Raw genomic sequence first — 12,270 nt, 5'->3', positions numbered from 1 at the left:
CTTCCGAGCGGGGCGGCTCAGCTTCCGGGTGGGGCTGCGACCGACCCGCGGTCGATGTAGTGCGGGGGAAGGAGATGAAGGCCCGGGCGCTGCGCACCCTCCTCGACGGCCGCGAGCGCGAGCTCGACGGCGAGATCGCAGGACTCCTGCGCGACGAGAGGGACGCTGTCGATCGGGGTGGGCAGCGTGTCGGGATCGAGCGAGTTCGCGAGGGCGATGACCGAGACGTCGCCGGGCACGCTCAGTCCGCGCCGTCCGAGCTCGTCGACGACGGCCATCAGCACCTCGGCGGGCGAATGCACCGCGATGGCGGTCACGCCGGAGTCGGCGAGCTCGTGCACGATGCTGCGCACCCGCGCGAGATCCGGCGTCTCGTCGCAGCTCGCCCGGAGGACATGCGCCACGCCGCGCTCCGCGGCGCGACGGGCGTAGGCCGATCGCACGCGCGGCGGGAAGTTCGACCTCTCATATCCGACGGACGGGAAGCCGATGAGCGCGATCGAGCGATGGCCGGCGTCGGCGAAGCGGTCGACGGCGAGGGATGCCGCGGCCTCGAAGTCGAGGTCGACGCAGACGAGTCCCTCGCGGTCGTCGGGAACGCCGATGAACACGGTGGGCACATCGATCTGACGCGCGATCGCGACCCGCTCGTCGTCGGGTGCGACGTCGAGGACGAGCACGCCGTCGACGAGGCCGCTGGAGGCGACCCGGCGCATCCCGGCGGACGCCTCCTCCTCCGTGAGCAGGAGGATGTCGTACTCGCTGCGCCGCGCGGCGATCGAGGTGGCGAGGACGAACGCCATGTGCGTGGGGGCGTGCGTGTCCGGGCGGAACGGCTCGGTGAGCGCGAAGATGTTCGTCCGGCGTCCGGCGAGCATGCGAGCCCCGGCGTTGGGCCGGTAATCCAGCTCGCGCACGGCGGCCTCGATCCGCTGTCGCGTCGCGACCGACACGGGCCGCTTGCCGCTGAGGGCATACGACACGGTGCTGATGGAGACGCCGGCGGCCTTGGCCACCTCGTCGATCTTCGCCATCGGACTCCCTTGTCGTTCCGCCGGATGATGCTGTCGAAGCGCTTAGACGGAAACGCTTCGACACGAAGATAGAACAGCTTCGGCCTCCGCGCAAGCGATTTGTGGAATCAGCCAACAAATTCTTTCGCGAGTCGTCTCGAGGACGATTCGCCAGAGCGGTGGACGAATATGACGTCATCGTCACACTTCGTCATGGACACCGGCGGCATCCCTGTGCTATTTGACCTTCGCCGTCATGATCCGTCATAATCGGCCTCATGACTGACAACGCACGCACTCTGTCCGCCTGGGAGGCGAACGGGGCTGCCGGCTGCATGATGGCCGGCCGCGTTGTCATGTGCTGTCGAATGTGCAGCTGAGACGGTGACCACCGCCGGGCTCTCGCGCCGCGTCTGACCTGACGCTTGGAGTCAATCCGCGCCGAGCCCCCGAGACACCGGGATCCCGCGCTTACCCGCGCGCCCGCGTTGCTCGCACCCGCCCTCGATTCCGATATCTCGAGGGCCGCGCTCACAGCACCCGAACCCGACCACCGGGTTCCGGCCCTTAAGGACAGCACTGCCATGACTACCGTTCTCGACGCTCCCGTCCGCACCGCGACCGCTGCCGCCACAGACACGGCCGCTCCCGCCAATCCGGCGGAGGGCCTGCGCGCTTACGCCGCACTGACGGCCGCGACCCAGGGGCCCACCGCTGCCCAGCAGCTCGCCGCCGCCCGCGCCGCCGCCGCTCAGGAGGCAGCCGCTCAGCGCGCTGCCGCCGCAGCAGCCGCCGCCCCGGCCGCGCCCGGCGCCGGCCGCAGCCTCCCCACCGGCACCGCCCCGCGCGGTTTCGCCCTCTACGTCGGCATCGACGAGGCCAAGGCCGCCGCATCCGGTGTGTCCCTCGGCGTCCTCGTCGACGCCCTGCGTCGCACGCTGGCCGATCTCGCCCCCGCGGCCGAGACCTACGCGACCGTCGCGCTCGCCCCCGCCGGCGCCGGCGGGCGCGATGTCGACGTCGTCCGCCTCGCCCTCCACGAGCCGAGTGCGGTCGCCCGCACCAAGCCCGAGCCGGAGCCCGAGATCGAGACCTCGCCGGGCGTCATCGTCGACATCTCGCGCAAGCGCGTCGTGATCGACGGCGAGTCGGCCGCCTTCACCTTCAAGGAGTTCGAGCTCCTGCAGTACCTCGTGCTGCGCGAGGGCCGCACCATCGAGCGGGCCGAGCTCGTCTCGTCGCTGTGGCAGGGCTCGACGGACGAGGATGCGCCGGGTGAGCGCACGATCGACGTGCACGTGCGGCGTCTGCGCGCCAAGCTCGGCCGCTACGAGGACATCGTCCGCACCGTGCGCGGCGTCGGCTACCGTTTCGACCGTCACGCGGACGTCGTCATCCGCTACGGCCACGGCACGCCGTCGCCCGACCGCTTCTGAATCGACCGCGGCGGTCGCCGGTCTCCTTCTGAGCGCACCCTTGCGGGGTGCGCCGCCGTAGACGGATGTCGGAAGACGGGTCTAGCCTCGTGCGCGAGCGGAGGGGCGCAGATGAGCGACGCAGTCGGGACACCCGCGCAGCACATCAGCGCGGCGCAGTTCCACAAGGCACCAGGCACGGAGGGGTGGCACGTCCTCTACGGCGGAGCGCAGGCCGTCTTTCCCACGGACTCGCTGCAACAGGGCGCAGAGTTCGCACAGCGGGTGGCGGATGCTGCGGTCGACCTCGGCCGGGAGCCGGACATCGACCTCCGTCCGCATGCGGTGGCCGTGTGCACCGCGCGCAACCGACGCGGTCGGCTCGATCAGGTCGATGCCGAGCTCGCCCGGCAGGTATCGCAGATCGCCCGTGGGCGCGGGCTCACTCCCGACGCCTCGCGCCTTCAGACGATCCAGATCGGAGTCGCCGCGGCCCCCGGCATCGACACGACGGAGTTCTGGTGTGCAACGCTCGGCTACGAGCGCGTCGAGGATGTGCTCGTCGACCCGCTGCGCCGCGGACCGCGACTGTGGTTCTACGAGTTGGACACGCCGGGCCGCGGTCGCACCCACATCGACGTGGCCGTGCCGAACGACCAGGGCGCATCGCGGGCCGAGGCCGCTCTGGTCGCCGGCGGGCGGCTCGCCCATGCCGACGACGTGCCGGCGTGGTGGGGTCTCGCCTCGCCCGACAACCACAGCGTGGACATCGCCGCGTGGGGCGACGTCGCGCAGCAGGTGCTGTGACATGACCGACGAGACGATCACACCGAGGATGTTCCACGACGCTGACGGCGTCACGGAGTGGCGGGTGCTCTACGACGGGGCGACCGCGCATTGGCGAACGGCGTCCCTCGTCGACGGCGCGCGGTTCGCCGGGCAGATCTCAGCCGCGGCACGGGAGGTCGGCCGCGATCCCGACATCGACATCCGGCCGCGAGATGTGGTGGTCACGACCCGCCGCGAGGACGGCAGGCTCGACGCCCGAGACATCGCCCTGGCGCAGCGCGTTTCGCGCCTCGCCCGCGAAGGGGGCCTCGAGTCCGACCCGAGCGTGCTGCAGGCGATGCAGATCTTCGTTGCGGCGGCGCCGGGCGTGGACGTCCGGCCCTTCTTCCGGGCCGCATTCGGGTACGACGATGTCGGCGAGTCGGATGCCGCCGATCCGAACCGCCGCGGCATCCCCCTCGCCTTCAATCCCATCGAACGCGTAGGGCGGGGGCGCACCCACATCGACGTGTCCGTCCCCGCCGACCAGGCCGAAGCGCGCGTGCGCGCCGCCGTCGCGGCCGGTGGCCGTCTGGTCGACGACTCGCACGCTCCGTGGTGGTGGACCCTCGCATCCCCCGACAACCATGGCGTGGACATCGCGGCGTGGACGGATATCGACGGGTGACGCCCCGACGGCCTCAGCCCGGAGCCCGCATCCACCGGTCGCGTGTCGCGGCCCGCGCGTAGGGTGAGGAGATGACGTCGACCCTCCCGCCGCGCGGGCCGCGCCACACCCTCGGCGCCCGGACGGCGCCGCGGGAGCCGGCCGGCGTTCCGATTGGGAAGGCCGTCGAGACGGAGTACCGTCCCGCCGCGCCGGCGGAGGTGCGAAGCACACTGCTGGCGCATCGGCGCGGCCCCGGCGACCCCACGATGGTCGAGGATGCCGGTATCGTCTGGCGAGCGGCCCGCACCCCGGAGGGTGTGGCGACCATCGCGATCACCGCCTCGAGCGCCTCGATACGTGCGGCCGCGTGGGGGCCGGGAGCCGAGTGGGCGATCGCACAGCTGCCCGCCCTGTGCGGAGCCGACGACGACGCATCCGGCTTCGATGCGTCGCTGCATCCCCTGATCGCCGAGGCCCACCGCCGCAATCCCGGCCTGAGGATCGGGCGCACGGACCTCCTCTTCGACGCCCTCGCCGGCTCGATCATGGAGCAGAAGGTCACCGGGCTGCAGGCGTTCGGCGCATGGCGGCGCATCCTGCAGTGGTGCGGCGAGCGCGCACCCGGTCCGACGCCGCGCCCGATGTTCGCACCTCCGACGATCGACGGCTGGCGCAGCATCCCGTCGTGGACGTGGCACCGGGCAGGTCTCGAGCCGCCGCAATCCCGCACGATCGTGGCCGCGGCTGCCCGCGGACGGTCGATCGAACGGGCGATGTCGGCCGTCACCGAGGGCGACGATCGCGACCGCATCCTGACGAGCCTGGAGGGAGTCGGGCTGTGGACCGCGGCGGAGACCCGCATCCGCACCTACGGCGACCCCGATGCGGTCAGCGTCGGCGACTACCACCTCGCGCACGAGGTCGGCTACGCGCTCACCGGATCGCGTACGGACGACGACGGGATGCTGGAGCTCCTGGCCCCCTGGGCGGGTCAGCGTCAGCGGGTCATCCGCCTCATCGAGCGCGCCGGAGCGCGCGAGCCCCGCCGTGGGCCGCGTCTGCATCCTGAGGATCATCGCAGCCGCTGAAGCGCCGCGATCGATGCTGTCGCGGCGACCCGTTGTGGATGTCGGAGCCCCTCGGCACACTGGGCCATGCGCGCGTCCAGGCGGGCGGCGCTTCCACACTCAAGGAGCACTTCCGTGGCCATCCTCAACCCTTACCTCTCGTTCAAGAACAACGCCCGCGAGGCGATGGAGTTCTACCAGTCGGTGTTCGGCGGCACGCTCGACGTGTCGACGTTCGGCGACATCCCCGGCATGGCCGAAGACCCGGCCGAGGCCGACCTCGTGATGCACTCGCAGCTCACCACCAGCGACGGCTTCACGATCATGGGGTCCGACACGCCCGACCGCATGCCCTACAGCCCGCCCGCGGGAGTCACGATGTCGATCAGCGGCGACGAGGAGTCGAAGCTCGAGGGCTTCTGGAATGCTCTCGCCGACGGCGGCCAGATCACGATGCCCCTCGACACCCCGCCGTGGGGCGGCAAGTTCGGCATGCTCATCGACCGCTACGGCGTCCCGTGGATGGTGAACGTCAACGCCGCGCCGGCCGCCTGAGCGCGGCGACATGGTCTGAGCGCACGGGCCGGAGCCTGGATAGTCTCGTCGTATGACGTACTCTCCGGGCTCCGGACCCTCGCCCACTGGCTGGCCGCGCGGGCGCAAGCAGTGGATCTTCGGCACGATCGTGCTCATCGGGCTCGGAGCGCTGGTCGGGCTGCTCCTCGGCAACATCTGGATCGGGCTGCTGCTCGCCGCCGTCGTCTCGATCGGCTGGATCATGGCCTACGAATCGTCGCGCGGGCGCAACGTCGGGATGAACGAGCACGACGACGGGGACGACAACGGCGCACGGCTATGACCGCACTCCGCATCGGCGTCGCGGGAGGCCGCGGCGAGATGGGCGGGCTCGTCTCGGCGATCGCGACGGCGCGCGGGCACGAGGTCGTGTCGCTCAGCCGGCGCGATGGCGTGGATCTCACGAACGGCGCCGGCGCCGCGGAGGCCCTTGAGGGAATCGATGTGGTCGTCGACGTGCTCAACGGTCCGGACACCGGGACCACCGAGGGGTCGCGCGCCTTCTTCGGCGCGACGACGACGACTCTCCTCGCCGCCGAGAAGGCTGCGGGCGTCCGCCACCACCTCGCGATGTCGATCGTCGGCATCGATGACGCTCCCTACGACCACTACGCGGGTAAGGTCCTCCAGGAGCAGCTGATCACCGCCGGAGACGTGCCGTGGACGATCCAGCGCTCGACGCAGTGGCACTCGTTTCCGCGCTACATCTACCCGCGGCTGAAGATGGGGCCGATCCGCGTGGCCCCGCGGGCACGCCTGCAGCCCGTGGACCCGGCCGAGGTGGCGGAGCGGCTCCTGGATGCGGCCGAGCGCGGGCCCGCGGGCCGGGCAACGGACTTCGGCGGCCCGGAGGAGCTGAACCTCGCGGATATGGTCCGCATGTACGCGCACGCGATCGGCGACCGCGGGTGGATGCCGACCGTGTCGCAGCCCGGCGACTTCGGCCGCGCGGCGCGCAGCGGTGTGCTCCTGCCCGGCCGTGATGCCGACCGCGGCACGCGCACCTACGCCGAGTGGATCGCCGAGGTCGTCGCGCGCTGACGCCGGGTCACGACATCCATCTCGCCGCCGTCTGCAGGGGCACCCGCAGCAGATCGCGGTAGGCGATCTCGGCCGCGCCGACGAGCAGCCGGTCGACGCCGAGCATCGCGGGCCGGATCTCGAGGTCCTCGCCGTTGGCAGGCATGCATTGGGCGCGCACCTGCTCGAGCAGGTCGCCCGGTGCCTCGGTCGCGAGCGTCGAGAGGAATCCGCCGAGCACGACGACCGAGGGGTTCAGCACGTTGACGGCGTTTCCGAGCGCTGTGGCGAGGATGCGGGACTGCCGCGCCAGTTCTGCCGCCACGGCCGGATCGTCGCAGGCCGCGATGGCAGCGGCCAGGGCGGGCTCGTCGAGCCCGGAGATGCCCAGCATCGCCAGCACCCGGTCGCGGTTGACCTCGTCCTCGAGGACGCCGCCGGGAGCACGCCGGTCGTCCTGCGCGCCGATGCCCGGGCGGTTCTGGCCGAACTCGCCCGAGTATCCCGCAGCGCCCGAGACCGGCATCCCGTGCACGATCAGTCCGCCGCCGATGCCGCTGGCGCTGTCGAGGTACACGACGTCGTCGACGCCGCGGGCGGCGCCGTACAGGTGCTCGGCGACGGTGCCGAGGCTCGCGTCGTTGTCGACGTGCGCGGGCAGCCCGGTTGCCCGGGCGACGAGGTCGCGCAGCGGCGCGTCCCGCCAGCCGAGGTGCGGCGCCTGGCGCACGAGACCGTCCGCCGCCCGGACGAGCCCGGGCACGGCGATGCCGACGCCGACGATCCGGTGCCCCATGAGCTCGTCGGAGGCCCAGTCGCGCACCCGCTCGCCGATGAGGTCGGCCGTGGCCTCGGGGCTGAGCGGTCCGTCCACGGCGATGCGCTCGCGGACGGCGACCGTCTGGTCGAGCCGGACCGCTCCGAGGGTCACGGCATCCACTTCCGTGTTCGCCGCGATCGCGACGACCGTGGGATTAACGGAGGCCACGGGCGACGGGCGACCGACGCGCTTCGTGGGCTCGGGCGCGCTCTCGTCCACGAGGCCGAGGTCGATCAGCTCCGCGACGAGGCTCGCCGTGGTCGAGCGGTTCAGGCCGGTGCGCTCGGTGAGGGCGGCACGCGACTGCGGCCCATCGAGGTGCACGATCTGCAGCACCCTGCCGAGGTTCGCCTCGCGCGCGCCCAGCGCCGCATCCATCGCCACCGTCATCCCCTCACTGTACCCAGCCGGTGTACGACTCCAGCATATATGTTGTATGCTTCAACAAATACTCTTCGACGACGAACAGGACGGCCATGCCCACCCTCACGCCCACGCGCGACGACAAGTTCTCCTTCGGCCTCTGGACCATCGGCTACAACGGCGCCGACCCCTTCGGCGGCCCGACGCGCCCCGCACTCGATGTCGTCCACGTGGTCGAGAAGCTCTCCGAGCTCGGCGCGTACGGACTCACCTTCCACGATGACGACCTCTTCGCGTTCGGGTCGACGGATGCCGAGCGCCAGACGCAGATCGACCGCCTCAAGGGCGCGCTCGCCGACACCGGCCTCATCGTGCCGATGGTGACCACCAACCTCTTCTCCCCGCCGGTCTTCAAGGACGGCGGCTTCACCTCGAACGACCGCCAGGTGCGCCGGTACGCGCTGCGCAAGGTGCTGCGCAACCTCGACCTCGCCGCCGAGCTCGGCGCCAAGACGTTCGTCATGTGGGGCGGCCGCGAGGGTGCCGAGTACGACGCCGCCAAGGACATCCGCGCCGCGCTCGAGCGCTACCGCGAGGCCGTCAACCTCCTCGGGCAGTACGTGACCGACAAGGGCTACGACATCCGCTTCGCGATCGAGCCGAAGCCGAACGAGCCCCGCGGCGACATCCTGCTGCCGACCGTCGGCCACGCGCTCGCGTTCATCAACTCGCTCGAGCGCCCCGAGCTCGTCGGCCTCAACCCCGAGGTCGGGCACGAGCAGATGGCCGGCCTCAACTTCGCCGCCGGCATCGCCCAGGCGCTGTACCACGACAAGCTCTTCCACATCGACCTCAACGGCCAGCGCGGCATCAAGTACGACCAGGACCTCGTGTTCGGCCACGGCGACCTGCACAACGCGTTCGCCCTCGTCGACCTGCTCGAGAACGGCGGCCCGGACGGCGGCCAGGCCTACACCGGTCCCCGCCACTTCGACTACAAGCCGTCGCGCACCGAGGACGAGACGGGCGTGTGGGACTCCGCCGCCGCGAACATGCGCATGTACCTGCTGCTGAAGGAGCGCGCCCAGGCCTTCCGCGCCGACCCCGAGGTGCAGGAGGCGCTCGCCGCCGCCCGCGTCGACCAGCTGCGCACGACGACGCTCGGCGCGGGCGAGTCGTACGACGACCTGCTGGCCGACCGCTCGGCGTTCGAAGACTTCGACCCGAGCCAGTACTTCGGCGGCAAGGGCTTCGGGTTCGTGCGCCTGCAGCAGCTCGCGAGCGAGCACCTCATGGGCGCTCGCTCCTGACCCCATCCCCTTGACTTGCCCTAGAGGTACGGCACGCCCGGCGTGTCGCGTGCATCTAGGGCAGGTCAGCGATTGAACCAGCACATGAGAGAGGAAGCGCGATGACCCTCGTCGCCGGCGTCGACTCGTCGACGCAGTCCTGCAAGGTCGTGATCGTCGACGTCGCCACCGGTGCGACGGTGCGCATCGGGCGTGCGACGCATCCCGAGGGTACGGAGGTCGATCCCGAGGCCTGGTGGGTCGCCCTGCAGGCGGCGATCGCGGATGCGGGCGGACTCGACGACGTCGTCGCCATCTCGATCGCCGGCCAGCAGCACGGCATGGTCGCGCTCGACGCGCAGGGGGACGTCATCCGTCCCGCCCTGCTCTGGAACGACACCCGATCGGCGGATGCGGCGGCCGACCTCGTGCGCGAGGTCGGCGCGACGCAGTACGCGGAGCGGACGGGTGTCGTTCCCGTCGCCTCGTTCACGGCGACGAAGCTGCGGTGGCTGCGCGACGCGGAACCCGAGAACGCCGCGCGCGTGGCCGCCGTCGCACTCCCCCACGACTGGCTGACCTGGCGCCTGCGCGGGTTCGGCCCGTCACAGCCGGATCTGTCCGAGCTCGTGACCGACCGGTCGGATGCCTCGGGCACGGCGTATTGGGGCGGCGAGGAGTACGACCGCGACCTGCTCGTACGGGCGCTCGGGCACGACGTCATCGTGCCGCGGGTGCTCGGTCCGGCCGAGACTGTGCGAGCCGGCGAGCTGATCGTCGGCGCGGGCGCGGGCGACAACGCCGCTGCGGCGCTCGGCCTCGACGCGGCACCCGGCGATGTCGTCGTCTCGCTCGGCACGTCCGGCACGGTGTTCGCCGTGACCGACGCGCCCGTCTCCGACCCGACGGGGACGGTCGCCGGCTTCGCGGATGCCGCGGGCGGCTACCTGCCCCTCATCGCGACGCTCAACGCGGCCCGCGTCCTCGACGCGATCGCCGCTCTGCTCGGCGTCACGCACGACGAGCTCGGCGACCTCGCGCTCGAAGCTCCCCCCGGCTCGGACGGCGTCGTACTCGTGCCCTGGTTCGAGGGCGAGCGGACGCCGAACCTCCCCGACGCCCGCGCATCCGTCTCCGGGCTGTCGCTCGCGACGACGACCCGGCCGCACCTCGCCCGGGCGGCGATCGAGGGGATGCTGTGCTCCCTCGCGCTGGGCCTCGAGGCGATCCGCGATCTCGGCGTCGGGGCGCGACGCATCCGGCTCATCGGCGGCGCAGCGCGCAATGCCGCAGTCGCGCGGATCGCGGCGCAGGTGTTCGACATTCCGGTGACCGTGCCCCTGCCCGGAGAGTACGTCGCCATGGGCGCCGCACGTCAGGCTGCGTGGGCGCTGACCGGCTCGCGCCCCGCGTGGGAGGTCGAGGTCGAAGCCTCCCCGGCCGTCGACTCGCGGCCCGCGATCCTCGCGGCCTACCGCGCCGCGGCGGAGAAGGCCGCTTCGGCCTGATCGCCCCGGGGCGGGGTCGCCTCGGCGGCCTCGCCCTCGGGACTCCCGTCCGCATCGGCGCACGCGGTTGAGCACTGCGCGGTCGCCGCATCCACGACCTTCGCCGAGATGTCGCCCAGCGCGCGCTGCTCGCGCTCGTCGAGCACGTCGAAGAAGATCTCGCGCATGACCGTGAGACGCTCGGGCAGTGCGGCCGCGACGGTCGCGCGCCCGGTCTCGGTCAGCTCCACCCACGTGCCGCGCATGTCGGCGCTGCACTCGCGCCGTGCGATGAGCCCGCGCGATTCCATCCGGCGGAGCTGATGCGAGAGCCGGCTCTTCTCCCAGCCGATGGATGCCGCCAGTTCGCCGGCGCGCAGCGCCTGATCCTCGGCCTCGAGAAGGGCCGACAGCACCTCGAAATCGGGGCCGGAGACGGATGCGCCGTTGAGCCGGGCCTCGACCGAGGCCTCGAGCATCCGGTGCATCGTCGTGAATGCGCGCCAGACGGACCATTCGCTCTCGCTCACGGCCGGACATTCATCCATGGATTCGATCCTCTCACGAATTGCATGACGCGTCAATTTATGCGTTAGCATATGTTGACGCGTCACCAACGGACGCGCCTCTCCGCAGAGATTGGACTTCCCGTGACTGACCTCACCATCGGCATCATCGTCGGCAGCACCCGCCCCGGCCGCATCGGACACCTCGTCGGCGACTGGGTGAAGGCGAACGCGTCGGCACCCGGCGTGACCTTCGAGATCGTCGACCTGCACGACTACAAGCTGCCGCTCCTCGAGGAGTCCTTCCCGATGGGCGCGGGCAACTACGCCGGCGCCGAGGCGAACAAGTGGGCGCACAAGGTGAACGAGTTCGACGGCTACATCTTCGTCGTCGGCGAGTACAACCACTCGCTGCCCGCCGCCATCAAGAACGCCCTCGACTACGTGAAGTTCGAGTGGGCCAACAAGTCCGCCGGCATCGTCAGCTACGGCTCGATGGGCGGCGCCCGCTCGGCCGAGCACCTTCGCCAGATCTTCGGAGAGCTTCAGGTCGCCGATGTGCGCCAGCAGGTCATGTTCTCGCTGTTCACGGACTTCGCCGGCTTCGGCACGGCGGAGGTCGCCTTCACCCCGGCCGACAACAAGGCCGGCGAGCTCGACACCCTCGTCGATCAGGTCGTCTCGTGGGGTGGCGCGCTGCGCGCGGTCCGCGAGCTCGCGGCCGAGGAGCAGGCCGCGGCCTGACCCCACCTCGTCGCGAAGCCCCGGTCGTCTCGGCCGGGGCTTCGTCGTGTCTCGACGTCAGCTCTCGCGCGCGCTCGGGCGGACCGCATCCTTGATCCCTGTCGCCATCACCTGACCGCCGCTCGTCAGCAGCGCACGCCGCCACGGGAGGGTGCCGTCGATCTCGATCTGGATCGAGATCGAGAGGATCGTCCGGATCAGCACGATGATGCCGAGGATAAGGGCCTCCTCGAGCGTCGGCTCGCGCAGCGTGCGGATCAAATCCGCCGCCACGAGAACCTCGAGCGCGAGCAGGATCGCGCCGCCGAGCGTCGACCGGACGGTCCGGAAGGTGCTCGCCGCCCCGTCGCGACGGATGAGCGAACGGATGCTGAGCACGACCGCGACGAGGAACCCGACCACCAGCACGGCGGCGCCCGCGACCTCGAACACGATCGCCAGGGAATCGAAGAGGTGCTCGATGCTCACACGCCGATCGTAGGGCGACAGCGTTCCCCGTGACCACAGGGCACGGGGAACGCTGTGCAGGTCC

The 12,270-nt window shown here is 71.2% G+C and carries 14 protein-coding genes; 10 read left to right on the top strand and 4 right to left on the bottom strand.

From position 1 onward, the window contains the following. Positions 1-17: 17 nt before the first annotated feature. A complete protein-coding gene (locus AC0NZN_RS13750; RefSeq protein WP_474592876.1) occupies positions 18-1,034 on the bottom strand; it encodes a LacI family DNA-binding transcriptional regulator in 1,017 nt (338 codons plus the stop codon). A gap of 563 nt (positions 1,035-1,597) precedes the next feature. Here AC0NZN_RS13750 and AC0NZN_RS13745 point away from each other — a divergent pair. The 7 genes from AC0NZN_RS13745 (at position 1,598) to AC0NZN_RS13715 (ending at position 6,550) form a co-directional block, all read left to right on the top strand. Then, positions 1,598-2,449 carry a winged helix-turn-helix domain-containing protein gene (locus AC0NZN_RS13745; RefSeq protein WP_474592875.1) on the top strand — a complete coding sequence of 284 codons (852 nt, stop codon included), beginning with the start codon at positions 1,598-1,600 and terminating at the stop codon, positions 2,447-2,449. A gap of 111 nt (positions 2,450-2,560) precedes the next feature. After that, positions 2,561-3,235, top strand: a complete 675-nt coding sequence (locus tag AC0NZN_RS13740; protein ID WP_474592874.1) for a VOC family protein — start codon at positions 2,561-2,563, stop codon at positions 3,233-3,235. 1 nt (position 3,236) lies between these two features. Next, entirely contained in the window at positions 3,237-3,884 is a 648-nt protein-coding gene (locus AC0NZN_RS13735; protein WP_474592873.1) for a 4a-hydroxytetrahydrobiopterin dehydratase, read from the top strand. A gap of 71 nt (positions 3,885-3,955) precedes the next feature. Then, entirely contained in the window at positions 3,956-4,954 is a 999-nt protein-coding gene (locus AC0NZN_RS13730; protein WP_474592872.1) for a DNA-3-methyladenine glycosylase family protein, read from the top strand. 114 nt (positions 4,955-5,068) lie between these two features. Further along, entirely contained in the window at positions 5,069-5,488 is a 420-nt protein-coding gene (locus AC0NZN_RS13725; protein ID WP_474592871.1) for a VOC family protein, read from the top strand. Positions 5,489-5,540: 52 nt separating this feature from the next. Then, complete coding sequence (locus AC0NZN_RS13720; RefSeq protein WP_474592870.1) at positions 5,541-5,792, top strand: hypothetical protein; 252 nt, start codon at positions 5,541-5,543, stop codon at positions 5,790-5,792. Further along, complete coding sequence (locus AC0NZN_RS13715) at positions 5,789-6,550, top strand: SDR family oxidoreductase (RefSeq protein ID WP_474592869.1); 762 nt, start codon at positions 5,789-5,791, stop codon at positions 6,548-6,550. The genes AC0NZN_RS13720 and AC0NZN_RS13715 overlap by 4 nt, the downstream gene beginning before the upstream one ends. 7 nt (positions 6,551-6,557) lie before the next feature. On the opposite strand, the gene AC0NZN_RS13710 is transcribed toward AC0NZN_RS13715, so the two are convergent. Beyond that, positions 6,558-7,739 carry an ROK family transcriptional regulator gene (locus tag AC0NZN_RS13710; RefSeq protein WP_474592868.1) on the bottom strand — a complete coding sequence of 394 codons (1,182 nt, stop codon included), beginning with the start codon at positions 7,737-7,739 and terminating at the stop codon, positions 6,558-6,560. An 86-nt stretch (positions 7,740-7,825) separates the two neighbouring features. Here AC0NZN_RS13710 and xylA point away from each other — a divergent pair, with 86 nt between their 5' ends. Then, positions 7,826-9,022, top strand: coding sequence for a xylose isomerase (gene xylA / locus AC0NZN_RS13705; protein WP_474592867.1), 1,197 nt, complete (start codon positions 7,826-7,828; stop codon positions 9,020-9,022). 101 nt (positions 9,023-9,123) lie between these two features. Continuing rightward, positions 9,124-10,509, top strand: a complete 1,386-nt coding sequence (xylB, locus tag AC0NZN_RS13700; protein ID WP_474592866.1) for a xylulokinase — start codon at positions 9,124-9,126, stop codon at positions 10,507-10,509. Here the strand turns inward: xylB and AC0NZN_RS13695 are convergent. Continuing rightward, the gene (locus tag AC0NZN_RS13695; protein ID WP_474592865.1) at positions 10,473-11,036 is read right to left on the bottom strand and encodes a MarR family winged helix-turn-helix transcriptional regulator; all 564 of its coding nucleotides are present in this window, start codon (positions 11,034-11,036) and stop codon (positions 10,473-10,475) included. The two genes, xylB and AC0NZN_RS13695, sit on opposite strands and share 37 nt — an antisense overlap. Positions 11,037-11,138: 102 nt before the next feature. On the opposite strand from AC0NZN_RS13695, the gene AC0NZN_RS13690 reads away from it, so the two are divergent. After that, entirely contained in the window at positions 11,139-11,738 is a 600-nt protein-coding gene (locus AC0NZN_RS13690) for an NADPH-dependent FMN reductase (protein ID WP_474592864.1), read from the top strand. Between the two features lie 57 nt (positions 11,739-11,795). On the opposite strand, the gene AC0NZN_RS13685 is transcribed toward AC0NZN_RS13690, so the two are convergent. Further along, positions 11,796-12,206 carry a DUF1622 domain-containing protein gene (locus AC0NZN_RS13685; RefSeq protein WP_474592863.1) on the bottom strand — a complete coding sequence of 137 codons (411 nt, stop codon included), beginning with the start codon at positions 12,204-12,206 and terminating at the stop codon, positions 11,796-11,798. Positions 12,207-12,270: the final 64 nt, after the last annotated feature.

The organism is Microbacterium sp. sgz311019, assembly GCF_056135325.1.
This window is presented reverse-complemented; position numbering and strand designations above follow the sequence as displayed.

Coding starts and splice junctions, on each gene's coding strand:
- AC0NZN_RS13750 (WP_474592876.1), bottom strand. CDS start 1,034: ATGGCGAAGATCGACGAGGTGGCCAAGGCCGCCGGCGTCTCCATCAGC.
- AC0NZN_RS13745 (WP_474592875.1), top strand. CDS start 1,598: ATGACTACCGTTCTCGACGCTCCCGTCCGCACCGCGACCGCTGCCGCC.
- AC0NZN_RS13740 (WP_474592874.1), top strand. CDS start 2,561: ATGAGCGACGCAGTCGGGACACCCGCGCAGCACATCAGCGCGGCGCAG.
- AC0NZN_RS13735 (WP_474592873.1), top strand. CDS start 3,237: ATGACCGACGAGACGATCACACCGAGGATGTTCCACGACGCTGACGGC.
- AC0NZN_RS13730 (WP_474592872.1), top strand. CDS start 3,956: ATGACGTCGACCCTCCCGCCGCGCGGGCCGCGCCACACCCTCGGCGCC.
- AC0NZN_RS13720 (WP_474592870.1), top strand. CDS start 5,541: ATGACGTACTCTCCGGGCTCCGGACCCTCGCCCACTGGCTGGCCGCGC.
- AC0NZN_RS13715 (WP_474592869.1), top strand. CDS start 5,789: ATGACCGCACTCCGCATCGGCGTCGCGGGAGGCCGCGGCGAGATGGGC.
- AC0NZN_RS13710 (WP_474592868.1), bottom strand. CDS start 7,739: ATGACGGTGGCGATGGATGCGGCGCTGGGCGCGCGCGAGGCGAACCTC.
- xylA (WP_474592867.1), top strand. CDS start 7,826: ATGCCCACCCTCACGCCCACGCGCGACGACAAGTTCTCCTTCGGCCTC.
- xylB (WP_474592866.1), top strand. CDS start 9,124: ATGACCCTCGTCGCCGGCGTCGACTCGTCGACGCAGTCCTGCAAGGTC.
- AC0NZN_RS13695 (WP_474592865.1), bottom strand. CDS start 11,036: ATGGATGAATGTCCGGCCGTGAGCGAGAGCGAATGGTCCGTCTGGCGC.